The following is a 23,474-nucleotide window of genomic DNA, read 5'->3' as shown; positions in this document are numbered from 1 at the left end:
TATTTAATGCTATCGTCATGCCTTCTAATAAAGTAAAGGTTATGACAAGTCTTCTTGAACATCCACGCGGAGCTGAGCCTGGGAAGCCTGGTGACCGCAAAGAATTTTCGTTTACAAACAAAACGCGACTTTCTAATACTGCTGAAGGTAAAGGTCGTGACGGCGCTCGCTACGGGCGCACTGGCGTAATACACACTCCTCACGGAGATATTCAAACTCCAGCTTTCGTGCCTGTTGCAACTCAAGCTGCAATGAAAGCTGTATTGCCGGAAAGCATTAAAGATTTAGGTGCGCAATGCATGCTTTCAAACGCTTTTCACTTGTATGAGCGTCCGGGCGCGGATGTTCTTGATGAGGCTGGCGGTTTAGGAAAGTTTATGAACTGGGATAAGCCAACTTTCACAGACTCTGGCGGTTTTCAGGTTCTATCTCTCGGCGCTGGTTTTAAAAAGACGCTTGCAATGGATGTTACTGGCATGAAGTCAGACGATGTTATTGCAGCTGGAAAAGAGCGTATGGCTTTTGTTGACGAGGACGGCGTAACTTTTAAGTCTCCTCTTAACGGAGCAAAGCACCGTTTTAGTGCCGAAATTTCTATGGGAATTCAGCATAAGCTTGGTGCGGATATTATGTTTTCTTTCGACGAGCTTACTACTTTGATGAATACTCGCCGATATCAAGAGGAATCTGTAGAGCGCACTTTCCGCTGGGCAAAGCGTTGTGTTGCAGAGCATCAGCGTTTAACTAAGGAGCGTGTAGGCAAGCCGTATCAAGCGTTATATGGCGTTGTGCAGGGCGCGAATTATGAGGATTTGCGTAGGCATGCGGCCGAGCAGATTGCTTCTTTAGATTTTGATGGCGTTGGCATTGGTGGCGCTATTGAGAAGCGAATTATTGGTGATACTTGCGCTTGGATTTGCGATGCTATGCCGGAAAATCGCCCACGCCACGTGCTTGGTATTGCAGCCGTGGATGATATTTTTGCTTGCGTTGAAAACGGCGGAGATACTTTCGACTGTGTTGCTCCGGCTCGATGCGGAAGAAACGGAGCAATTTTTACTCGCCATGGGCGTTATAACGTTAAGCGCGCAGAGTTTAAGCATGATCAGCGTCCGCTTGAAGAAGGCTGCGATTGCTACACTTGCACTCATTATTCCAGAATGTATGTGGATCATTTGTTGCGCGCTAGTGAAATGAACGGATTTACGCTTGCAACAATTCACAACGAGCGTTTCTTTGTGAAGCTGCTCGACGATATCCGAGCTTCTATTGACGGCGGATATTTTGAAGAGTTCCGCGATGAGACTCTTGCGCACTATTACGAAAACGGTTCTAAAGGCTGAGAGCAGTTTTGACCACAAAATGCTAGGCTAAACATTGCGAATTTATATCAAATATGATAGCCTTGCACTTTGTATGCGAACGTGGCGGAATGGTAGACGCGCTGTCTTCAGGTGGCAGTGAGTGTATACTCGTGCGGGTTCAAGTCCCGCCGTTCGCACTCTTTAAGAACGTTGATTTTTCAACGTTCTTTTTTATTTTGTGGCAACGGCTGCAACATCATGTGTAATAATTGTGCATTTGCTTAAAAATGTGTGATAGACTGAATAGTGAACGTCGTAAGACGTCAGATGTGTTAAAACATTGGTGTTTTAATTTTTACGGTCATGGAGGACTAAAATGGAACGTCGTTCAACGAAGACGACGAACCTGGGTGAAGAAATTGCCAATATCTGGGGTTCGGAACACACGCGATTCAATCATACCACAATAAAAATTACGGCAGCTAGCGAAAATAGCGGGAATCGCGGGAATCGCGGGAATCAAAACGAAGGAATAATAGGGTTCAAATTTGTAGCAAATGCGGATTGCGATTTATTGAATATTAAGCCCGCGCAAAAATCGCAAGCTTCCACGCATCAAGAGCACGCAACTCCAATAATAAAAATAAGTATTAAAGAAGATGCTCCCCTGCTTAGTGCGCAAAATCTTTTAGAAGATAACGCCGACGCAAACGGTGCAAAAGAAATTGCACTGCACATGGAAGATGCGCTAGGCGCATGCGATGGGCGCGAACACGATTTTGCAATAACGTACGGAAGTTTTGGGAGCCGATTTTATTTAGACGGATACCAGTGCTTTGCGAGCGCAACGAATCTTGGACCGCAAAGAGTGAGCGAAAAAGCGGCCGAAGTGTGTGCAGTACAGGCAGAATCTTCGCAAATCTACGACTTTTACTACTCAAACCACTTGCCAAATCCAGAAGAAATCGCAAATTCGGCCACTCAAGCACAGCCAGACATATGGTTTGCAGGAGCTACGATTTGCGCAAGAGACATAAAACGCGTATCTTGCAAGTCCAGCGGAACGCTGCACATTCAATTTAGGCTGCGCGGGCCAGGCCAACACGGAGTGCTTTTTGCAGCCGGAACTGTTGGAACGAAAACTAATCTAGAATCTAGCGAAAAAATAAGCGTGTATGCAGGGCCAGAAGGCATAAAAATCACGCTAATCGACAGCGAAACGTGCGTAAAAAGCGTAATCGAAGCAGCCGCAAGTGTTGACGACGGCGAATGGCACGACTTGATTATTCGCGCAAATCGCGGAGCAATCGACATTTACGTAGACGGATACAGCCAGTCGCACAACATAGGACAATTCTGGTTTGCAAACATAACGGGATTAAACGCCGTAAGCATTGGCGAAAACCTGCGCGGAGTGCGATTAATGGGCGAAGCTAGAACGGGCGGAATCTACTTTAGTGCGCTAAGTGAAGGCCAAATCCAAAGAATATCAAGAGTAAAACCGCTTGTAACAACTGCATTATTCGACACAGGCTACGCAGGCTCTCGCAGCTACAGAATACCGTCGCTTGTAAAAACGCGCATGGGAACGCTAATCGCGGGAGCAGACCAGCGAACAAGCGTTTCGAACGACGCTCCAAATCACATAAACTTTGTGATTCGCAGGTCTGCGGACGGCGGCAAAACGTGGGGGCCTTTGCAAACCGTAATCAACATGCCTGGCAAAAACCTTGGAAAACTGGGCGCCAGCGCAATCGACTCCTGCCCTGTTTTAGACCCAGAAGGCAAAAGCGAAAGAATCAACGTATTAATTGACATTAATCCTGGCGGAATTGGGCTAACAAATTGCAAAACAGCTGTAGGCGTAGACGCATGCGGAAGAATCAAGCTTATAGACCGCTTAGGTGGCCACTACGCGGCGGCAATGGACGCAAGCGCAGCCGTAAAATTGCCATGCAATTCTAGCGAAAAAGAATGCGCAACAAACTGGCTAATTTACCCAGATGGAAGCATAAAAAATGGCGATTTGAGCGGAGACCTGAGCAGCGGATTGCACAATAATCAAACTTGCGACAGTTCCACGTGGGACATATGGAAATCGCCAGAAATTGCAAGCGAAAGTCAGCCATTATTCGCCGAAAAAACTTGCTACATAGCGCAAATCTACTCGGACGACGACGGCGAAACGTGGAGCGCACCACGCTTAATTGACCACATGGTTAAAGAACCGTGGATGAGCTTCGCTGGAGTATGCCCAGGGAACGGAATTATTATTAGGCATAGCGAAAAACATTACGGCAGAATACTCGTGCCATTTTATTGCAGCGGCCAAAGCAAATCGCACTATTCTTCGGGAGCGCTTATTTCGGACGACGACGGCGAAACGTGGCGCCGAGGCAAAATGATTAACGAAGGGCGATTAATGGGCGGCAAAATCGTAGATCCCGCAACAATGCAAGACGACGATGCAACAAGCTCCGAAACCGTGTTTGTAGAGCGCAAAAATGGCGATATTCTGGCGTTCTTCCGCAATCAAAATCGCTCGGGCTGCGTAGGCAAGGCCATTAGTCACGATTGCGGCGAAACGTGGAGCGAGCTGATTTTTGACCAAAGCTTGCCCGAGATATTCAGCCAGCCGAGCGCAACCTGCTTCAGCGGCGAAAACGCGCAAAACGCAGACTGCATAGCATTTGCAAACGCAAGCCAAATGATGCCGTACCGCGGCCGCGGAGTTGTGCGATTTAGCTTCGACGGCGGCAAAACGTGGCAAAAAAATGTGTGCATAAACCCATTCCACCACGTTTATCAATGCCTTACCTCTAGCAATAAACACAATTTGCAACTACTGTGGGAAAAAGAGACTACTGGAATTTATATAACAGCAATAGATTCCTCGCTTTGTCGGCAAGATAGTTTGCAAACAGGTTTCAAAAACAAAGTACACAAAAACGAAAAAATGGAAGAAATAAAAGAGAGAAGACTCATGCGAACTGAAAGGAGCCAAAATGGAAGAGACATTTAGCAGCTGCGAAGACGATGAGATGACAACACTAGACCGCTTATCGTTATTGCAAGCAAGCTCTAACTCCGCTCCGATTGTTGCAAGAAAACGTTGCGACGAAACGATGGATGCAATCAGATCGCTTATTTTAAGAGAACGTTTGCAACCAAAAGACATGCTGCCAACTGAGCCAATGCTATGCAATTTGATTGGCGCATCAAGGTCATCGGTGCGCGAGGCGATTCGCAAGCTGGAAGCACTTAACATTGTGGAAGTTAAGCAAGGGAAAGGCATGTTTGTTGGCTCGCTATCTTTGGACCCAATGGTGGAAACACTCGCTTTTCGCTCCTTAATCTCCATTAATAAGAATTTTGAAGACTTGAGTAACGTTGTAGAAATGCGCAAATTCCTAGACCTTGGATGCGCGGATAAAGTTGTTGAGTCGCTTAAGGGAACGCAGCATCCAGAGCTGGAAGCGCTTTCGGAAACAATGACAAAAGAGGCGCATGCTGGAAAAACGTTCTTGGAACAAGACATTGCTTTCCACACGGGCATTTTGCGCGCGGTAAACAATACGATTGCAGAGCAATTTGTGCGATGCTTGTGGCTTGTGCATATGGCTGTTTTGCCACAATTGGGGCTGGAAGTTTCGGACGAGCTTGAAAAAACCGCTAGAGCGCATGAACTTATGCTTAAAACTGCTATTGCGGGAGACGCAGACGGATATAGGCAGGCTGTAAATAGCCATTACGAGCCAATTCAGTCGATTTTGCTTAATAGACTGCAAAAGCGCTGAAGCACATACATTCTATAAAATGGAAGAACCGCTCTAGTTTAGAGAGCGGTTCTTCCATCTTCAATGGTGATGCCTGAGTACTACAGCATCACGATTAATCGCAACGACACGATTTCCGTTACGAAATTTTATGGCCTTCTAGCCAAACGTGCTCGACGGCCAAAGTCCCAGAATTAAGCAAAAGTAAGTCGGCTGCGTAACCCTTTTCAACCAAGCCCAAAGGCGCGTTAGTTATACCATTCTGCTTATCTACCCCAAGAGCGCGGGCTGGAACGAGAGTTGCAGCCGCAATTGCCGCCGGCAAGCCAATGCCAAGCTCTTTAACAGCGCGCTTAATCGCAACGTCCAACGTTAAAGTAGACCCCGCTATAGCGCCATTAGAAACAAGCCTTGCATGACCGTCTGTAACCTGAACGTCAAGTGCTCCAAGCTTATAAGAGCCATCCGCGCAACCGGTGGCGGCCATAGCGTCTGTTACAAACGCAATCCTTCCAGCCGCCGCCTTAAACGCCATTCGCAAAACTGGGTTTTCAACGTGGAAGCCGTCGTTAATAAGCTCAATCGTTACGCGCGGATCTTCCAAGGCTGCAGGAATTGGGCCTGGCTTTCGGTGATGAATGCCGTTCATAGCGTTAAACATGTGAGTCATAAGCGTGGAACCTGCATTAAACGCGGCGCGAGCAGTGTTATAGTCTGCGTCGCAATGGCCTACTGCTGGAATCACGCCAGCTTTCACAAAACGCTTAATGGCTTCCATGCCGTGTGCGCGCTCTGGAGCCAAAGTAATCTGGCGCAAAGTGCCATCCGCCGCCTCAAGCAGCGCCTCAACGCGCTCGGGAGTAGGGTCCACTAGGCAATTAGGGTCGTGCGCGCCTTTTCGAGAAAGCGCCAAAAATGGTCCTTCCAAATGCGAACCAAGCACATCTGGTCGCGTTTGCATAACGCGCTTAACGGTGCGCAAATTCTCTTGCATTACGTCAAGAGGATTTGTAATCAAGCTAAGAACTTGCCTAGTTGTTCCGTGAAGCATGTGATACGCGCGCGCAATGGCAATCCCTTCGGCACCGTCGTCAAACGAATGTTCCCAGGCTCCATGAGCGTGCAAATCAATATAGCCTGGCGCAGCAAAATAGCCACCGCCGTCTACAACATTTAAGTCAGATGCGCGCAAGCCGCAAGCATTAATCGCCAGCGCAAGGTCTTCGTCTAAAATGCCCGTTTCTAAAATCACGCCATCTTTAACCAAAATCCAAGCGTTAGGAACAATCCCGCGCGCGTCTACAACGCTAACGTTTCGCACTACAAAACTGCGTCCCTCGTTTGATTTTAGTGAATCATCAATCTTATTTACGGCATCTAAGTATGCATTTTTTGACATTTAACCCACCTGCGTTTGTGCTTTTGAATACGTTACTTAATTTTAGACTTATCTATCAGAGGTATCGGATCTATCAGATTCCCTGCCAAGATGGCTTATTTGTGTACACCCAACGATAGTAGTCTGCCAACTTAAGCTTGCTTGCTGCCGCTTCGTCTATAATCACGGTTGCGTGTGGATGCATTTGAAGCGCGGAAGCTGGGCATAGCGAGCTTACTCCGCCTTCTAGCGTTGCAGCTACAGCATCTGCCTTATTTGAGCCGAACGCAAGAAGAACAAGATGCTTAGCGCGCAAAATCGTTCCAATTCCTTGGGTTATGCAGTGAGTTGGAACCTGGTTAATATCTCCGTCGAAGAATCGGCGGTTATCTACACGAGTCTGCTCAGTTAAGGTTTTTACGCGCGTTCCAGACGCAAGCGAAGATCCCGGCTCGTTGAATCCAACGTGGCCGTCGGAGCCAATTCCCAAGATTTGCACGTCGATTCCACCAGCAGCAGCAATAGCAGCGTCGTAGTCAGCTCCAGCGTGCGCAATCTTGCTGCCTTCGCTTAATGGCGCTCCGTTAAGAACATCTCCTGGAACGTGCACTAAATCTGGGTTTAGGCCGATTAAGTCGGTTACGGTTCTGCGGATTGTGCTGTGGTAGGACTGTTCGTGCTCTAATGGCAATCCAATGTACTCGTCAAGCGCAAATCCGCGCACGCGACTAACGTCAACATTATTTTCTTTAACAAGCTTTGCAAGATGCTCGTAGGCTTTTAATGGGCTAGACCCTGTAGCCAGGCCAAGTACTGCGTCTGTCTTGCGACTAATCAAATCTACAACTGCTTTTGCGTAGAGCTCGCCAGCTTCATCCTGATCTTTTACAATAATAACTTCTGCCATCTTTGCTTCTCCTTTAAAGCTTTAAGCAATTATTAGCATTGCGGCATGCGAATTAACGCACACCGCAACACTATTTACTTACTATGCACCATAAATAAAAGGCTTTATTAGATTATTTATGATTATTTATGATTTTTACTTAAGATACGCACTTAAGCCGCTACTTAGTGGAATCGCTCACTTCTTGCGGGGTCTTTGCCAAAGTCAAGCCAACTTCCTTAAGAACGCCAGCCACGGCTTCAACATTTTCTCCCTTAAGTGGGCAAACTGGATCTGGCATCTGATTTGTGTCAAACACGCCAAGCAATGCCATTGCGGTCTTAAATGCTCCAACGCCAGCGCCGAAGCCTGCCACGCCGCTAGGTACGGTAACAATTCGCATCAAAGCAGCAAGCCAATCCTGCTCCTTCTTAACCGTTGCCCAATCGCCAGCCTGAGCAGCCTTCCACATTCGCACGTAACCAGTTGCTTCAACGTTTGCAAGGCCTGGAACAGATCCGTCTGCGCCAGCCATGTATGCTCCATCAACAACAACCTCTTGGCCCGTAAGCAAAGTCAATGGGTGGCCAGCCTTGTTGTTGTCGTCTACAAGGAACCTAAACGACACGTCGTCGTTGGAAGAATCCTTAACGCCAGCAAGCACGCCATCTTTTCCAAGCTTTACAAGCAAATTGCCAGGAAGTTTCGTGTGCACGCAAACTGGAATGTCGTAAGCAAATAATGGCAAATCTGGAACAGCTTCGTGAATAAGACGGAAGTGGCGCTCAACTTCTGCCATGCCGCCGAGTGCGTAGAATGGCGCTGTTGCAACGATTGCAGAAGCCCCAAGCTCCTTGGCTTCCTTTGCGTGCTCAATTACGCGGTTTGTTTCCGTGTCAATGCAGCCAACCAAAACTGGCACACGGCCGTCTACAATGCGCATTACGTTTTCAATGATTTCACGGCGGCGCTTATCTGTGCTAAATGCCACTTCGCCAGAAGAGCCAAGTGTAAACAGGCCGTCTACTCCAGCATCAATCATGCGATTAAGTGAGCGCTCAAAGCTAACAACGTCTACTTCGCCATCTGCAGTTAATGGCGTAACAACTGGAGGAATAACGCCGTGGAATTTTTCAGTCATAATTACACTTCTTTCGTGCTTAAAGTTTCGATATTAAATTTCGATATTAAATTTCGAATTTAAAATTTTTGTTTAATATTTTGTTTTCGTAATTTAGTTGAGTGAGATGGGCGGCTCGCTTGAATTTTGTTGTGAGGGATAGTGAACCGCCCAAGATTTTGTGTGGATTTATTTAACGCACCTTACTTGCACTCTTCTTCCGTTGGGTGCAACAGCGACGGTGCCGCTCCCATCAGAATCTTCGTGTAATCATTTTGAGGATTGTTAATAACCTGATGCGTTTCGCCTCGCTCAACAATCGTTCCGTGATTCATAACAACGACTTCGTCGGATATGTAGCGGATTGTTTGAATATCGTGGCTAATAAACACCATGGAAAGATTCAGCCTCTTCTTTAAGTCGGAAAGAAGATTCAAAATCTGAGCACGCACAGAAACATCCAAAGCAGAAGTTGGCTCATCTGCGATTATTGCATCTGGATTAAGCGAAAGCGCACGAGCGATTGCCACACGCTGACGCTGGCCGCCAGAAAGCTGACCTGGCAAAGCGCCAAGAACAGAGTGAGGCAAACCAACCATTCGGATTAGCTCCTTGGCTCTAGCATCGCGCTCAGCTTTGCTTCCAATCTTGTGCACAACAAGCGGGTCAATCAGCTGATCAATCACACTCATACGAGCATTCAAAGCCATTGCTGGATCCTGGAACACAACGGAAACCACGCGTCCAATATCCATGCGCTCTTTTGCGGTTCGGTGCGTAACGTCTTGCCCTTTAAACAAAACCTTGCCGCTCGTAACCTGCTGGAGTCCGCACATAATGTTTGCAGTAGTAGACTTTCCGCAACCAGATTCACCAACAATACCAATCGTTTTGCCTGGCATAAGCTTAAGATTTACCTTGTTTACGGCTGTAATCTTGTTCTTATGGAATAAGCCAGATCCTGCTCGAGTAGTGAACACCACTTCGGCGTCGCGCAGCTCGATGATTGGAACATCGCCATTTTCGTTCTGTACTTTGTTTGTTTCGTTAACATTCATGTTCATCGCACATCTCCTTGATCGGAGGCGGTCAAAATTGCGGAAGGTGCATCCGATTCAGGCTCTGGAGGCGCGGCGTAGAAGTGCCACGTTCCTGGAATGCGCTTCATTACTGGGCGCACGTCTAGTCCTTGATCTGGATGAGAAGAGCGAGGAGCGAATCGATCTCCCTTAGGGAAGTCGGATGGGCTTGGAACCGTTCCTGGAACCTGGTGCAATCTTGGAGCACCAGCCTCAATGGAGGTTACGGAGCCAAGCAAACCACGCGTATACTCGTGATGCGGGTCGGTTAGGATTTCCTTAGTGGAGCCTTGCTCAACAACCTGGCCTGCGTACATTACGGTAATCGAGTGCGCAACCTTGGCAACAAGAGCCAAATCGTGGCTTACAAACACCATTGCAAATCCAAGCTTTTCGCGCAATTCGTTAAGAAGGTCAATCACCTGCTTTTGAACAGTAACGTCCAAAGCGGTTGTTGGCTCATCTGCGATTATCAACTTTGGATCTCGCGTAAGTGCCATTGCAATCAACACGCGCTGACGCTGGCCGCCAGAAAGCTCGTGCGGGTAGGATTCAAGCGTGCGCTTTGGATCCAAGCCTACAAGCTCCAACAACTCTTCGGCGCTACGAGTGCCACCTCTAGAAGTTAGCTGCTTCATCTGCGTTTTAATCAGCATTGATGGGTTTAAGGAAGACAAAGCATCTTGGTAAACCATTGCAATCTCGTGGCCGCGCAAAGCATTGTGCTCCTTTGGGCTAAGCTTTACAAGATCCTTGCCATTAAACAGGATTTGTCCGCTAATCTTAGCTTTTGGATCAAGCAAGCCCATAATCGCCAGCGAAGTGATTGACTTACCGCAACCAGATTCACCAACCAAGCCCATTGTCTCGCCTGGGCGAACAGAGAAGCTCAAGTGGTCTACAACATTTACGCTGCCGTAGCGTGGGAACTGAATGCACAAGTCTTTAACCTCAATAACTGGAGGCTCTGTAGACGTTGGCTGCAAACGATCCGTGCGCTTTAGTTCAGCTTCGCGAAGTTTCGCAAGAGATTCAACCAAAGCTGCGTGCTGCTCTTTGTATGCTGCAACTGGGTCAGTAAGAATCCTGTCTTCCTTACGAGCTGCATCAGCGTCGGCTGCAGTCTTAGAAACTGGAGCGGTTGGTGCCGCAACCATTGCGTCAGTAATTCCTTCAGAAAGAATGTTCAAGCACAGAACGGTAATCATAATCGCAAGGCCTGGGAACAATGCCTGCCACCAGTATCCAAAGATAACGCCCGCTTTTGCGGAAGACAAAATGTTGCCCCAAGTTGGAGTTGGCTCTGGAATACCTGCGTTAATGAAGCTAAGCGAGGCTTCGAAAACGATTGCGTCTGCAACACAAAGCGTCGTGAACACCATAACTGGAGCTGCAATATTTCGGGTTACATGCTTGAGTAAAATCCATGGTGCTCGAGCGCCAGAAACGATTACTGCTCGTACGTAGTCTTTTCCATATTCGCTTATAATATTTGCTCGCACAATTCTTGCGATTTGTGGAACGTAAAGCACGCCGATAGAAATGATGATGCCAATCATGGATTGTCCAAGAATTGCAAGGCATACGGCCGCTAATGCGATTCCTGGAATGGACATTACAATATCAATCAATCGCATTATAAGCTCAGCAATCCAGGTGCGGCTTACTGCTGCGATTGAGCCGATAATAGCTCCCATAACCAGTGCGAAAAGCACAGATGACAAGCCAATCACAAGCGAATAGCGCGCGCCGTACATAACCCTAGAGAACACGTCTCGGCCAAGGTTATCGGTACCAAACCAATGCGCACCTGTTGGAGCTTGATAGTTTTGCGTAATCTTTACTGGATCGCACGGAGCTATAAATCGCGCGAAAATAGCGCAAAATGCTAGAAGCGCAATCACAATGAACGCAATTCTGGAGCCTAAGCTCATTTTGTTAAATCTATTAAACTTGATGCCTGGCTTTGATGCGGCATCTACTACCTGATTCTTTCCAAATAGCATGTCACACCGTCCTAATCCTTGGGTTGATTAATACGTAGAGCAAATCAACAATGATGTTTATGAAGATGAATGCGATTGCAACAACCAGTACAACGCCTTGCACAAGCATTGGCTGGTTGCCGTTAATGCCATCGAACATTGCCGTGCCCATTCCTGGCAGAGCAAAAATAACCTCAATAACGATTGCGCCACCCATAAGGTAACCAATCTTCATGCCCAAAGTTGTAATTGGGGTGATTAGGGCGTTGCGGAATACGTTTCTAGCAACTACTACGCTTTTTGGAATTCCTGCGCCGATTGCGGTTCGTACGTAATCTTTATCCAATTCTTCTACCATTGAGGTTCGTATGATTCGCGTAAGCTGGCCGGCTACTGGAAGTCCTAGTGCGAAGCAAGGCATTGCCATTCTTGCCATGTATGCTTCTGGATCTTCAAAGAACGGCACAAAATCGCCGGAACCTGGGAGCCAAGCTAGCTTAATTTGAAGAACGTAAATCAAAAGAACACCAAGCCAGAAGGATGGGGTTGCAATTGCAATAATCGAAAGAATTCGAACTGTTTGGTCAACCCAAGTATCGCGGTAAAGTGCTGCAAAAACGCCAAACACTACTGCAAAAATTATTGCAATTAATAAGCCGATGAAAGTTAGCTGCAGAGTGATTGGGAATGCTTCTGCAACGCGTTCTGCTACGGAGTCTTTATTTACGCCGTAAACACCCATGTTTCCTTGGAAAAGACCAAGAATGTAGGATCCGAACTGTTCCCACCACGGGCGGTCGTAGCCCATTTCGTGGCGGAAAGCTGCAAGCGCTGCCGGAGACGAGTTTTCGCCTAAAGCTGCAACTGCTGGATCATATTTTGAAAATGACATAAGGAAGAATACGAGGAACGTAACGCCGAATGCCATGAACGGCAGGGCAATTAGTCGCCTACCTAAAAGTCTAAGAAAATTACTCATAAGACATCCACACATCCATTGAAGAAATTGTTATTTTTATAACAAAACCGGCCCGTCTGCACAGAAGCGAGAAAGGTAAACAGTTGGGCCGGTTTTGCGGTTAGAGGTTAGGGGATTGACGTTTATTTAATACTTCTGGTTCTGCACCTACTTTGTAAGCTTTGCTTTTACAAGGTTGATGCCGGTAGAGCCGATTGCATTCCACTCTGCCAAAGAGCCTTTCTTTACGGCAGTCGTAGTCTTGCGGTGGAAGAGTGGGTACAGAGGAACTTCGTCGCTAATCAAGTCGAAGCACTGGTTCCAATACTTTTGGCGCTCGGCTGGTGTGCTAGCTGCCAAAGCCTTGTCCATAAGATTGTGAAGTTTTGTGTATCCTTCGGAAGTCTTCCAGAATGTGCGCTGACGGGTCCAAGCGTTGTCTCCGTACCACCAGCTCATCAACAAATCTGGGTCGTTTCCGAATACGGATGGGTCGCCTGGTGCCAAAACCATCGAGTAGTTTGCGTCGTCGCGATCGGTGATTGATGGGTAAAGTGCGGAAGACTTCATAGACTGAATGTCTACTTCCATACCTATTTCAGCGAGATCGTTCTTGATTTGCGGAGCGAGCTGGGTGATCCAAGTGTGGTCGGTTGTGTAAAGGGTGAACTTGATAGGTCCTTTTACGCCGGCTTCCTTGAGTAAGCTCTTTGCTTTGTCGATGTTCTTGGTGTATACGTTCTTTGCCTTATGGTAGTTTGCGTAATTCTTCGGCAAGAAGCTTGTTGCAGGATCGCCTTGACCGCTCATTTGGTTTGCTATGAGCTTGTTTACGTCGATTGCGTAGAGTACAGCTTGGCGCACGCGCTTGTCGTCGAATGGCTTCTGCTTCGTGTTGAACATAACGAATGGGAGAGTGAAGCCCTGAGCGGTTTTAAGTTCAGAACCGGAGGACTTCAAAGTATTGAAGGCTTGTGCTGGAACCATTTCCATTACGTCTGTTTTGCCGCCTTGCATAGCAGTTACGCGAGCGGTATCGTCAACGGTTATGTTCCAAACCATGTTCTTGGTTTGTGCCTTGTACTTGCCGTTGTACAAATCGTTGCGCTCAAACTTTACTTGGTTATCGGTGATTGATACGTACTTCCATGGGCCGGATCCGATTGGCTGATTCTTTAAGTCTGCATCCGACTTTGCGGTTGGAACAATTTGAATCAAAGCGAGACGCTGCTTGAACAGTGGGAAGGCTTTCTTTAGCTTAAAGATTACGTGACGATTGTCTTTTGCTTCTACGGAATCAATGAAGTCGAGCATTGATATGTAGAGGCTTCCTTGCGCGGTTGTGCGCTTGAATGAGGATACTACGTCGTTTGCAGTTACTTCTGTTCCGTCCGAGAACTTAGCGGCATCGCGAATGGTTACTTCGTACTCGGTGTCGGAAATCTTCTTTGGTTCTCCTTTTGCAAGTGCGTTGAAAACTTTAAAGTTGCTGTAGTCAAGAGCGTAAAGTGGCTCCGTAACATGCCAGTTTGCTGCCATTGGCAACGCGCCAGAGGTTGTAGATGGTGCGAAATCGCGGCTTGCGTACGCAACTTGAGCTGTAATCGTATCTTTTACAGCAGTATGTGCTTTTGCTGACTTATTTTTTGCTCCACCGCAGCCAGATAGCATAACTAATGCGGCTAGGCCTGCAGCTATTGCAGTGGTTAGCTTTGAGCTAATCCGTTTCATGTTTTCTCCTCACCGTTGAGTTTGTTGATTCACATTTCATCTTTGAATGTGAATAGTTTTCAATTATGCGCTCGTGTGATTTTCACGTTACTTTAAACATAAGAGGTCTGATGTCTGATGTCAAGTTGTGCGTGTGTCGAGATTGTGAAAATTCTTTTATTCTTTTTAAAGCTTTGCTGCAAACCAACGCGTAATTGACGTTGGATGCGTAATTGCCGTCCCAACAACTGCAGCCCACGCGCCCATTTGCATAACCTCATGCAATTGCTCAGGGGTGTGAATACGCCCCTCACAAATAATAGGGTAATTTGGGAAAGCTTGCAAAATCTGGCCTAAAAGTTCAAAATCAGGCCCGTCTGTTTTCGGTCTTCCTGGAGAAGTACCAGCCAAAGTAGTAGATATAATATCCGTTCCACAATCCGCAGCGCGTTTAGCGTCATCGAAGTTTCCGCAATCAGCCATAACTACTATGCCCTCATTGTGCAAAGCGCTAACAGTCTGCTCGTAAGTAAGCCCGTCTGGACGCGGCCTATCAGTTGCGTCAATCGCAATAATATCTGCTCCAGACGCCGCACAGCAGCGCGCATGACGCAAAGTAGGTGTTATATAAACTCCATCGTGGCCATCTTTCCAAATGCCGATTACAGGAACGTCAACTTGACCTTTAATCGCGGAAATATCCGACAATCCTTGGCATCTAATTCCAATAGCGCCGCCTTCTACGGCAGCCATTGCCATTTGTGCCATTGTTTCCGGGTGCCTAAGCGGCTCCCCAGGGTAAGCTTGGCAGCTAACAATTAAGCCGCCCTTAATTTTTTCAACTACAGAATTCATAGTTTTTCTCCTTTTTAAAAATATTTCAAATTTGAGAAGCTGTAAAAGCGGCGAAAGCAGCACCAATAAGCGGAGCTGTGCCACCAAGCTTTCCCTTAAAAATCGGCGTGCTTTTAACCAAATCTAAAGCAGAATCTTCAAATCCAGCTCGCATTGAATCCCACCAAATATTTCCTGCTTCTACAACAGACCCCGAAAGCACAATAACATCCGGGTCTATAAGATTCGCCATTCCAGCTATGCATTCTCCTAATGCTTTTGCGCTTTTAGCAAGCGTTTCTTTAGCGTGCGGTTGACCTTCGTTTGCGTAAACACATACTTCGTACCCGTTTTCTGCTTTTTGAACACCTGCAGGCAAATTATGGTTGTATAAAGTTGCAAGACCAGTTCCGGACGCAACTGGCTCAATATGCCCAGCGTGCGTTCCGCAAGAGCATTCGAATCCAACTCCCAAATCGCTAACAACGTGACCGGCGTGACCGGCAACTGAGTGTGCTCCAGTAAAAAGTTTGCCGTTTATAATAATTGCGCCGCCGACGCCGGTTCCTATTCCAACGGAAAGTACGATTGATTTTCCGCGCCCAGCTCCGTAAATAGCTTCCCCTAGTCCGTGTCCGCCAACGTCTCCAATCATATAAACTGGCAAATCAGTTATGCTTTTAAACGCGTCGTAAATTCGCTGTCCGCGCCAACCGGGAAGAATGTCTGTTGCTGCAACTATTTCGCCAGTTTTACTATTCGGCACTCCTGCGGCTGCGATTCCGATTCCGCTAATGGTTTTGCCATTTTTTTGCGCTTTTTCCAGGATTTGTTTCGCTAGTTCTACTAAACGATTTTTTATGCTTTCGCCGCCTTTTGACGCTTCGGTTGGTATTGAACCGTATTCTTGCACGGACGGAATAACGCAACCTGCAGCATCTGCAATATTTGCCGTTGCTGTATCAGCCGCATCTGCAATATTTTTGCTGCATGCCGACTCCGGTAATGTAACCAATCCGTAAGCTATTTTTGTTCCGCCTATGTCAAAAGCAAGATATGTAGAGCGAGAATCTTTTATTTCGTTCATAAGTCACATCCGTAGAAATATATTTTATTTGCTGATTGATTGAGTTTTTAATTCACGCAATTTGTGTTGCGTTTACAGCTTCGTAAATATGCTTTAAATAGTTCAAGCGTTCTGGAACGCTGGAATCTTGCGGTACGCATACTTTTGCACCCAAATAGTCGATTAAATAATCGTCTTTTAAAGCTTCGCGCGCAGTTTCCTGAATTTCTGCAAGAGTCATTAAGGACGTTGGCTCGTCTGGAGCCATAGGCAAGTGTCCATCAATCCATTCGTACCCGTATTGCGTAGCTTCTGGGCCTGCTCCCGAAAACATTACTCCCTTAAGCACTCCAGCTTTTCTTGCTTCGCGTACGTGATTTATAGCGGCTTTAGCATTGCGTTCTTCAACAACGCTACGGCCCCAATTAATTGTGATTCCAATTCCTGCATCTTTTGCAATTTGAATTTCGTCTTCGAGCGGAAGGAAGCCTTTTTCTGGATTTTGCCCTTCAATATACCTGTCGCAATGTTCTATTACGAGCTTTGTTCCAAGCCAATCTAATTGCGCGAGCTCGTCTAGTGACTTTTTCATTGCGTCCGCGCGCGCTATTCGAGTTGGTGCCGTGTGTATTTCAATATGCGAAATATCGCAGCTGTTTCGAAGGTTTGCAAAATCAGCTATTGCGTTACGAATATTTTTGAAGAAGTCGATTGCGCGAAGTCGCCCTTCTTCGCTCGGGCTTGCTAAGCCAAATTCTGGATCGGGATCAAAATTTATATGCCGCATTGTTCCGGGAATTGCGGTTATTGTGTTTTTGTGCCAGTTTGATGGTATTGCGTTTGCTAGCCATTCTCGGGTTTGCGAATCTGCTAAATCGCCTGGGTATGGGATTTCTGTTCCGGCAACCCAGTTTTGACTTCCGAGTAAATCGTAGTATTGTTGTTGTTCTTCGCGTGATTTTGGCAGTGACGCGTACGCGCCTACAACGAATTCAGTTTTCAGCATGATATCCTCCTTGAAATCGCGGCTGAATTGGCTTTCTTTGTATGTTACAGTAAGCACGTTACAATTCGTCAGACGTCTGATAAATTATCAAATCGTACTAAATTTGCGATACTCTGCTTTTTAATTCGAAAGTTACTAAAATCAAAATATTCATTCTTTAAATTTCTATTAATTAATTTTTATTAATTAATTTTTTATATGTGTATGCTGTAAATGAGAAAATCATAATGATTTGATACAAAATATTTATTAAAATAAAGATTTGTAACGTAACAATTTATACAAGCGGCGGTGAGGCAATGACTACTATGTCTACTAACGATGAACCAAATCGCAATAATGCGCAAATCAATTCTTACGAACCGCATATTGGCCGCGAATCTCACGTAGTGCCGGGTCGTTTTGGAGAGCCGCTGAAAGTAACGCACGCACAATATTCGCAAGGAAACGCTGCTGCGCACCCAACGCACCCACTGCTGCTGTTATTGCACGGCTGGGGATCTAACGAAGAAGATTTACTAGATTTATTGCGAATCGTAGCTCCATATAACGATGCGATTTCATTGCGTGCTCCGCTTAAGCTTGAAGAGGGAGCGTACAGTTGGTTCCATGACGCTGTTCCACAGCGTGAAGATTTAGATTATGACATGTATGCTGCTGCAGCCGCAATAGACGAGTGGGTGCGTGAAAATATTCCAGAAAATCGTGATATTGTGCCGTTCGGATTTTCGCAAGGCGCTGCTTTAGCCGTTCATGTGTTGCGATTAAATCCTGCTCGTTATCGCGCGTCTGTTGTGCTTTCTGGGTTTATAGCACCTAGCGTTCCTGCTTCTGCATCTGAAATTGCTTTGAAAGATAACGATTTAGCTGAGCACAATACGCCTGTATTTTTCGGATACGGTTTAGAAGATGATGTGATTCCGCCTTATGAATTTTCAGCAGCGGCCGCTTGGCTTGAGGAGCACACGTGGCTTGAGGAAAAGCGGTACAAAGGTCTTGATCATGCTGTGCATATGGAAGAACTTGGTGATATTCGCAAGTGGTTCTTGCTGCACGATATTACGTCGGGACTTCTGTAGCAGTTGCGATTTGTGAGTTGATTGTGTGAGTTGATTGTGCAGTTGATTGTGTGAGCCGATTTTATGAACAAAAATGATGATTCCGTTACTTACGCAATGAAGGAAGCGTTGCGGTTGGCGGTCGAAGCGGCTAAAGCTGGAGAAGTTCCAGTTGGTGCAGTTGTGCTTGATGGTGACGGAAATATTATTGGCCGCGGCGCAAACTTGCGCGAGGAAATGCATGATCCTTTAGCACATGCAGAAGTGCTCGCTATGAAATCTGCTGCTTCTTCGCGCAAATCTTGGAATTTATCTGACTGCACTTTGGTAGTAACTCTTGAACCTTGCCCTATGTGCGCTGGAGCAATCTTACAAACTAGACTTCGTCGCGTAATGTTTGGTGCTTGGGATGCAAAGTTGGGTGCGTGCGGATCTGTATGGGATATTTTACGAGACCCACACGTGGGATCTTATCCGGAAGTTATTGGTTCGGTTTGTGAATCTGAATGTGCACAAGTTTTGCGAAACTTTTTTGAAAATCACCGTTAAAACGGAATAATTTTTTAATTAGAAACGCCATAAGAAACGCAATCAGAAAAATTTTTGACAATCTCCGCTAATTGAGTAATATGCTATAAAAACAAAAAGCAATCGTTCTTACTTTTGCTTTTGCAATATTTGTAGTCGCTTCGACGTAATTCCTGTAAAACGCATGAATCTCGCCTAAGCACATTTTTACCTAAAAGGAGGTGTCACTATGAGTGGCATGAAATATGCAATGATCGGTTCGGGAGCTATGGGATATCGCTATGGCGTTTTGTTGCAGGAAACGGCTGGCATTCATGTTGATTTCATTGATGCCTGGGATGAAAATGTGAATAAAGTCCGCGAGCAAGGCGGCGTAATGGTTAGCCGAGATCATGAAAACCGTCATTTGGTGCCTATAAATATGTATACGCCTGAAGATTACGACGGTGATCCAGACGTGTGGATTGTGTTTATGAAGCAAATGCAGCTTGCTCAAATGTTGGAGCGTTGCAAGCATTTGTTCAAAGAGCATCAGGTTGTGTTTGCTGCAATGAACGGTTGGGGTCATTTTGAAAAGCTTCAGCGGTATTTCTCAGATGATCGTATTTACGGCGGTACGGCAATGATTGCAACCGTTTTGAATGGTCCGGGTGACGTTGATTTTATTGGTAAAGTTGGCGTTGGCACAATGAATATGTGCGCGTTGAATGAGCAGGTGAGTGATGTTGAGCTTGCCATGCGAGACGACTTTAAAGCTGCCGGTTTGAACCCTACTATTACGGAAGATTTCAAGGGTACTTGCATGGCGAAGGTGATTTTTAATTCCGTAATCAACACTTTGTGCACTATGTACCAGATTCAAATGGGCCAGTTTATTTCTTACCCAGGAGCAATGGATATGGCTCGCCAGCTTATTAACGAAGCTTACGACGTGTGCGATCGCGCCGGAATTCGAATGGTAAATACACGCCAGCAGGAGATGGAAGCTATCGATTATGTAAGCCGCGTGGCAAATCCTTTGCACTATCCTTCTATGTACCAAGATATGAGTCGCGGTCGCGAAACGGAAGTCGATTATATTAACGGTTATATTGCGAAACTTGGTCGCGAAAACGATTACGTTTGCCGCACGCACGAATTCTTAACTCACGGCGTGCACTTGGCGGAGCTTGCGTTCAAACTGCATCATAAGCAGTGATTTGGAGAGCATTCTAATTCGTACAATGAATGAGAAGGAGGTGCGGCTCACGGTTTTTACTGTGGGCCGCTTTTTTATATGCGCAAATATATGGTATTCTGCTAGAATTTAGAGTCTAAAATTATAAATACTATATAAATATAAAATTATTCGTAATATAAAAATACGCAATAAAATACTTACTTACTTAAATGGGGAATGTATGACTACTTTTGACCGAGCAAACTTACCAGAATCCGTGCGCACAAACGGCGCTACGCCAAACCCTTGGTGGGCGAATGCAGTTGTGTATCAGATTTATCCGCGAAGCTTCCAAGATACTAACGGCGACGGCATTGGCGATTTGAAGGGAATTACTTCGCGCCTTGATTATTTGGCTGATTTAGGCGTTGACGTGCTCTGGCTCAGCCCTGTTTACAAGTCTCCTCAAGACGATAACGGCTACGATATTTCCGATTATCAAGATATTGATCCGCTTTTTGGAACTTTGGAAGATATGGACGAGCTTCTGGCTGGAGCTCACGAGCGTGGGCTTAAAGTTGTGATGGATTTAGTAGTAAATCACACTTCTGACGAGCATGCTTGGTTCCAGGCTTCAAGAGATGCTTCTAGTGATTACGCTGATTGGTATTGGTGGAGGCCTGCGCGTGAAGGTTGTGTGCCTGGTGAGCCGGGTGCGGAGCCGAATAAGTGGGGTTCGTATTTCGGCGGTTCCGCGTGGACTTACGATCCAAAGCGAGGTGAATACTATCTTCACCAGTATTCTCCAAAGCAGCCAGATTTAAATTGGGAAAATCCTGCGGTTCGCGCTGCAGTGTACAAGATGATGAATTGGTGGATGGATCGCGGAATTGACGGCTTCCGTATGGACGTTATTACGCAGATTTCAAAGCATGTTGATTCTGAAGATCGCTTGCCTGGTGAAGATGGCTGCCAAATTGAAGATTTTCCGGCTGGAGCCGACGGCTATTCATCGCCATTCCCATTCTGCTCGGACGGACCTCGTTTAGACGAGTTCTTGCGCGAGATGCGTGCAGAAGTTTTCGAAGGGCGCGAAGGTTATCTTACTGTTGGTGAGGCTCCAGGAATTTCTCCGCACCGCAACACATATATTACGGATCCTGCTCACAGCGAACTCGACATGTTGTTCCTGTTCAATCACGTAGATATTGATTGCGAAAACGGCACGAAGTGGAATCCTGTACCACTTAAGTTGACTGATTTAAAGCGCGTAATGGCCGAGCAGCAGCAGGCTGTTAGTGATTCTGGTTGGGCGAGCTTGTTCTTTAATAATCACGATCAGCCGCGTGCGCTTTCTCGCTGGGGTAGCGAGGCTAGTGACGAGATGCGCGTGCTTTCCGCTAAGGCTATTGCAATGCTTATGCACATGCATCGCGGCACTCCGTATGTGTATCAAGGTGAAGAAATTGGCATGACTAACGCGCACTTTACGCGTCTTGAGCAGTATCGTGACTTGGAAGCGTTAAACATGTTTAAGCAGCGCGTAGAAGAAGCACATATTCAGTCGGCTGAGTCGATGATGGATGCGCTCGCAAAGCGCGGCCGCGACAATTCTCGAACTCCAATGCAGTGGAATGCGTCTAAATACGCGGGATTCATGCCTTTTAATGTTCAGTCGCAAAATAATGCAGAGCCGTGGATTAGTGTGAATCCTAATTATGTGGATATTAACGCTGCTGAGCAGATGGAAGATTCAGATTCCGTTTACGCTTTTTACAAGTATTTGATTGCGTTGCGCCATTCAGAGCCGATTGTTTCTGCTGGCTCTTGGAATTTGGTTGATGCGGATGATGAGTGCGTGTATGCTTTCGTGCGCGAGCTTAAAGCTGATTGCGCAAAGCATGGTGATTATGCGGAATCTGCTGCGGAATCTGCAGAACGCATGCTCGTAATGGTTAATATGACGGATTCAACCGTGCCTATTCCTGAGCAAAGTGCGCTATTATTGCAAAATCGTACTTCTACACCTTTTGTAGAGCATGACGTAATGGTTACAACCTACGACGTAAACCACGCGCTTACATCGCTTAAAAACGGCACGCTTTCGCCTTGGGAAGGTATCGCTGTTACTTTGTAATAATTATTGTAAGAACTACTTTGCAATAGTTTCGTCTACTAATTTTGGCAGAGCTTTCGCAATATCTTCGCGAATAATACGCTCTGCCAAATAATCGTATTGCGTAGCACCCAAGTTCATTATCGTAATTGGCACTCCTGCGCGAGCAGCTAACGGCACAAGGCTTGCAGCTGGAAATACTTCTAGCTTGGAGCCAATAACCCACAATTCATCTGCTTTAACTATTGCTTGTGCGCTTCTTTCCATAGCTCCTTCGGGAAGTGCTTCTCCAAAATAAACAACGTCTGTTTTTATGAGACCGTTGCAAGGCATATTGCTACGGTACGGTAGAGCGCGTCTGCAATGTGGATCTGGATGCTCGTCTAAGTCGCGCATAATATCGGCGGTTTTATAGCTCGCGTGGCAGCTCATGCAGTGCGATGTTCCAATGCTCCCGTGCAAATTCACTATGATGTCTGGGTTATTGCCAGCTTTTTCGTGAAGCGCATCAAAATTTTGTGTGGCTATAAGGTCGAGCATGCCTGCTTTCTCAAGTTTTACAAGTGCCTTGTGTGCGGTTCCCGGCTGAGCGTTCCACACAGGTGACTCTTTTTGCCAGCGCCAAGAGTAAATGCGTTCCTCTTTACTGCTTAGGAACGCGTCTATATCGTAAACACTCATTTGTTCTGGGTGCTTAGTCCACACGCCGTCTGGTCCGCGGAAATCGGGAATGCCTGCGCTTGTGGATATGCCTGCGCCTGTTAGCACAACAATATGATGGTGTACGTTGTTGTGTGCGTTGTTCTTGCTATTTTTCTCGCTATTTCTCATATACATATATATAGCACGCATATATATTGTGTGCACGTATATTGCGAGCATATTGTTTTTGCTGAGTTTTTATTTATTTTGTTTTTGATTTTTGCGCAACACTCCGTGTTTTGGGTATTTTGATTATTTTTTTGATTATTTTTGCTGCGTATTTGCCGTTGTTTGTGCGATTGCGATTTTTTTGAGCGCTACTGGCGTTGTTTCAACACGCCGATGTTTTGGCTTCGTTTCAACGGTTTTGGCTTGTTGGCATGTGTGTGATTTGCTTTTGAGTGTGGTTTGGTGTAAGTTTATCTCTTGCTGCTCAGCGCGGCTGGTTCTTCTCCTTCGGGGTTGATTGAGCCGGCTGGTGTGGTGGTGGTTTGAGAACTCAAGAGCGTGTCTGTACTACTTATTAGTTAATTATTGCCAGTTCATTATCAGCCTTGCAGGTTGCAGGGTGCCTGAGAGATGGTTAAATGGTGGTGAGGTTTTTTGTTGGGATGTTCTTTCCTTAAAGAATGTCTCGTCTTTTTCTTTTATATTGGAGCCTTATGTTGGCTCTTCATTGAAGTTTTTCGTGGAGGGTTCGATTCTGGCTCAGGATGAACGCTGGCGGCGTGCTTAACACATGCAAGTCGAACGGGATCTAGTCAGCTTGCTGACTGGTGAGAGTGGCGAACGGGTGAGTAATGCGTGAC

The 23,474-nt window shown here is 46.3% G+C and carries 18 protein-coding genes, 1 tRNA gene and 1 rRNA gene; 9 read left to right on the top strand and 11 right to left on the bottom strand.

Annotation, left to right across the window (positions count from 1 at the left end):
• Positions 1–17 precede the first annotated feature (17 nt).
• From tgt to ACLD6A_RS05515, 4 genes are all read left to right on the top strand, one after another.
• Complete coding sequence (tgt, locus tag ACLD6A_RS05530) at positions 18–1,343, top strand: tRNA guanosine(34) transglycosylase Tgt (protein ID WP_004133834.1); 1,326 nt, start codon at positions 18–20, stop codon at positions 1,341–1,343.
• A gap of 75 nt (positions 1,344–1,418) precedes the next feature.
• Positions 1,419–1,501: transfer RNA gene (locus ACLD6A_RS05525), tRNA-Leu, on the top strand.
• Between the two features lie 179 nt (positions 1,502–1,680).
• Entirely contained in the window at positions 1,681–4,326 is a 2,646-nt protein-coding gene (locus ACLD6A_RS05520) for an exo-alpha-sialidase (protein WP_410313806.1), read from the top strand.
• On the top strand, positions 4,310–5,101 hold the full coding sequence (locus ACLD6A_RS05515; protein ID WP_004126698.1) for a FadR/GntR family transcriptional regulator: 792 nt from the start codon (positions 4,310–4,312) through the stop codon (positions 5,099–5,101). Before ACLD6A_RS05520 ends, ACLD6A_RS05515 begins: the two co-directional genes overlap by 17 nt.
• Positions 5,102–5,219: 118 nt before the next feature.
• Here the strand turns inward: ACLD6A_RS05515 and nagA are convergent, their stop codons facing one another.
• From nagA to ACLD6A_RS05465, 10 genes are all read right to left on the bottom strand, one after another.
• Positions 5,220–6,479 (bottom strand): N-acetylglucosamine-6-phosphate deacetylase, encoded by a 1,260-nt coding sequence (nagA, locus tag ACLD6A_RS05510; protein ID WP_004133830.1) that lies wholly within the window; start codon positions 6,477–6,479, stop codon positions 5,220–5,222.
• Positions 6,480–6,552: 73 nt separating this feature from the next.
• Complete coding sequence (nagB, locus tag ACLD6A_RS05505; RefSeq protein WP_004133829.1) at positions 6,553–7,365, bottom strand: glucosamine-6-phosphate deaminase; 813 nt, start codon at positions 7,363–7,365, stop codon at positions 6,553–6,555.
• 160 nt (positions 7,366–7,525) lie between these two features.
• Positions 7,526–8,485, bottom strand: a complete 960-nt coding sequence (locus ACLD6A_RS05500; RefSeq protein ID WP_004133827.1) for a dihydrodipicolinate synthase family protein — start codon at positions 8,483–8,485, stop codon at positions 7,526–7,528.
• Between the two features lie 182 nt (positions 8,486–8,667).
• The gene (locus ACLD6A_RS05495; RefSeq protein ID WP_004133826.1) at positions 8,668–9,528 is read right to left on the bottom strand and encodes an ABC transporter ATP-binding protein; all 861 of its coding nucleotides are present in this window, start codon (positions 9,526–9,528) and stop codon (positions 8,668–8,670) included.
• Complete coding sequence (locus ACLD6A_RS05490; RefSeq protein WP_004133825.1) at positions 9,525–11,549, bottom strand: dipeptide/oligopeptide/nickel ABC transporter permease/ATP-binding protein; 2,025 nt, start codon at positions 11,547–11,549, stop codon at positions 9,525–9,527. The genes ACLD6A_RS05495 and ACLD6A_RS05490 overlap by 4 nt, the downstream gene beginning before the upstream one ends.
• Position 11,550: 1 nt before the next feature.
• Positions 11,551–12,456 (bottom strand): ABC transporter permease, encoded by a 906-nt coding sequence (locus ACLD6A_RS05485; RefSeq protein ID WP_004133824.1) that lies wholly within the window; start codon positions 12,454–12,456, stop codon positions 11,551–11,553.
• Positions 12,457–12,654: 198 nt separating this feature from the next.
• The gene (locus ACLD6A_RS05480) at positions 12,655–14,217 is read right to left on the bottom strand and encodes an ABC transporter substrate-binding protein (protein WP_004133823.1); all 1,563 of its coding nucleotides are present in this window, start codon (positions 14,215–14,217) and stop codon (positions 12,655–12,657) included.
• Positions 14,218–14,382: 165 nt separating this feature from the next.
• Positions 14,383–15,051, bottom strand: a complete 669-nt coding sequence (locus ACLD6A_RS05475) for an N-acetylmannosamine-6-phosphate 2-epimerase (RefSeq protein ID WP_004133822.1) — start codon at positions 15,049–15,051, stop codon at positions 14,383–14,385.
• Positions 15,052–15,076: 25 nt separating this feature from the next.
• Entirely contained in the window at positions 15,077–16,117 is a 1,041-nt protein-coding gene (locus tag ACLD6A_RS05470; RefSeq protein ID WP_047923677.1) for an ROK family protein, read from the bottom strand.
• A 52-nt stretch (positions 16,118–16,169) separates the two neighbouring features.
• On the bottom strand, positions 16,170–17,102 hold the full coding sequence (locus ACLD6A_RS05465) for a DUF4862 family protein (RefSeq protein WP_004133817.1): 933 nt from the start codon (positions 17,100–17,102) through the stop codon (positions 16,170–16,172).
• Positions 17,103–17,410: 308 nt separating this feature from the next.
• On the opposite strand from ACLD6A_RS05465, the gene ACLD6A_RS05460 reads away from it, so the two are divergent.
• The 4 genes from ACLD6A_RS05460 to ACLD6A_RS05445 all read left to right on the top strand — a co-directional run bounded on the left by ACLD6A_RS05460 (position 17,411) and on the right by ACLD6A_RS05445 (position 21,984).
• Positions 17,411–18,181: an alpha/beta hydrolase gene (locus tag ACLD6A_RS05460; protein ID WP_410313836.1), complete on the top strand. Its 771-nt coding sequence runs from the start codon at positions 17,411–17,413 to the stop codon at positions 18,179–18,181.
• Positions 18,182–18,244: 63 nt separating this feature from the next.
• Complete coding sequence (locus tag ACLD6A_RS05455) at positions 18,245–18,709, top strand: nucleoside deaminase (protein ID WP_410296294.1); 465 nt, start codon at positions 18,245–18,247, stop codon at positions 18,707–18,709.
• 208 nt (positions 18,710–18,917) lie between these two features.
• Positions 18,918–19,886, top strand: coding sequence for a ketopantoate reductase family protein (locus ACLD6A_RS05450; protein ID WP_410313805.1), 969 nt, complete (start codon positions 18,918–18,920; stop codon positions 19,884–19,886).
• 202 nt (positions 19,887–20,088) lie between these two features.
• Complete coding sequence (locus ACLD6A_RS05445) at positions 20,089–21,984, top strand: alpha-glucosidase (protein ID WP_410313804.1); 1,896 nt, start codon at positions 20,089–20,091, stop codon at positions 21,982–21,984.
• A 15-nt stretch (positions 21,985–21,999) separates the two neighbouring features.
• Here the strand turns inward: ACLD6A_RS05445 and ACLD6A_RS05440 are convergent, their stop codons facing one another.
• A complete protein-coding gene (locus tag ACLD6A_RS05440) occupies positions 22,000–22,794 on the bottom strand; it encodes an SIR2 family NAD-dependent protein deacylase (RefSeq protein WP_410313803.1) in 795 nt (264 codons plus the stop codon).
• 556 nt (positions 22,795–23,350) lie between these two features.
• Between ACLD6A_RS05440 and ACLD6A_RS05435 the strand changes: the two genes are divergently transcribed.
• Positions 23,351–23,474: ribosomal RNA gene (locus ACLD6A_RS05435) — 16S ribosomal RNA — on the top strand; the annotation flags it as partial.

Origin of the sequence: Gardnerella sp. Marseille-Q9691, assembly GCF_046507715.1 — a bacterium.
Taxonomy (GTDB): Bacteria; Actinomycetota; Actinomycetes; order Actinomycetales; family Bifidobacteriaceae; genus Bifidobacterium; species Bifidobacterium greenwoodii.
This window is presented reverse-complemented; position numbering and strand designations above follow the sequence as displayed.

Coding starts and splice junctions, on each gene's coding strand:
- tgt (WP_004133834.1), top strand. CDS start 18: ATGCCTTCTAATAAAGTAAAGGTTATGACAAGTCTTCTTGAACATCCA.
- ACLD6A_RS05520 (WP_410313806.1), top strand. CDS start 1,681: ATGGAACGTCGTTCAACGAAGACGACGAACCTGGGTGAAGAAATTGCC.
- ACLD6A_RS05515 (WP_004126698.1), top strand. CDS start 4,310: ATGGAAGAGACATTTAGCAGCTGCGAAGACGATGAGATGACAACACTA.
- nagA (WP_004133830.1), bottom strand. CDS start 6,479: ATGTCAAAAAATGCATACTTAGATGCCGTAAATAAGATTGATGATTCA.
- nagB (WP_004133829.1), bottom strand. CDS start 7,365: ATGGCAGAAGTTATTATTGTAAAAGATCAGGATGAAGCTGGCGAGCTC.
- ACLD6A_RS05500 (WP_004133827.1), bottom strand. CDS start 8,485: ATGACTGAAAAATTCCACGGCGTTATTCCTCCAGTTGTTACGCCATTA.
- ACLD6A_RS05495 (WP_004133826.1), bottom strand. CDS start 9,528: ATGAACATGAATGTTAACGAAACAAACAAAGTACAGAACGAAAATGGC.
- ACLD6A_RS05490 (WP_004133825.1), bottom strand. CDS start 11,549: ATGCTATTTGGAAAGAATCAGGTAGTAGATGCCGCATCAAAGCCAGGC.
- ACLD6A_RS05485 (WP_004133824.1), bottom strand. CDS start 12,456: ATGGCATTCGGCGTTACGTTCCTCGTATTCTTCCTTATGTCATTTTCA.
- ACLD6A_RS05480 (WP_004133823.1), bottom strand. CDS start 14,217: ATGAAACGGATTAGCTCAAAGCTAACCACTGCAATAGCTGCAGGCCTA.
- ACLD6A_RS05475 (WP_004133822.1), bottom strand. CDS start 15,051: ATGAATTCTGTAGTTGAAAAAATTAAGGGCGGCTTAATTGTTAGCTGC.
- ACLD6A_RS05470 (WP_047923677.1), bottom strand. CDS start 16,117: ATGAACGAAATAAAAGATTCTCGCTCTACATATCTTGCTTTTGACATA.
- ACLD6A_RS05465 (WP_004133817.1), bottom strand. CDS start 17,102: ATGCTGAAAACTGAATTCGTTGTAGGCGCGTACGCGTCACTGCCAAAA.
- ACLD6A_RS05460 (WP_410313836.1), top strand. CDS start 17,411: ATGTCTACTAACGATGAACCAAATCGCAATAATGCGCAAATCAATTCT.
- ACLD6A_RS05455 (WP_410296294.1), top strand. CDS start 18,245: ATGAACAAAAATGATGATTCCGTTACTTACGCAATGAAGGAAGCGTTG.
- ACLD6A_RS05450 (WP_410313805.1), top strand. CDS start 18,918: ATGAGTGGCATGAAATATGCAATGATCGGTTCGGGAGCTATGGGATAT.
- ACLD6A_RS05445 (WP_410313804.1), top strand. CDS start 20,089: ATGACTACTTTTGACCGAGCAAACTTACCAGAATCCGTGCGCACAAAC.
- ACLD6A_RS05440 (WP_410313803.1), bottom strand. CDS start 22,794: ATGAGAAATAGCGAGAAAAATAGCAAGAACAACGCACACAACAACGTA.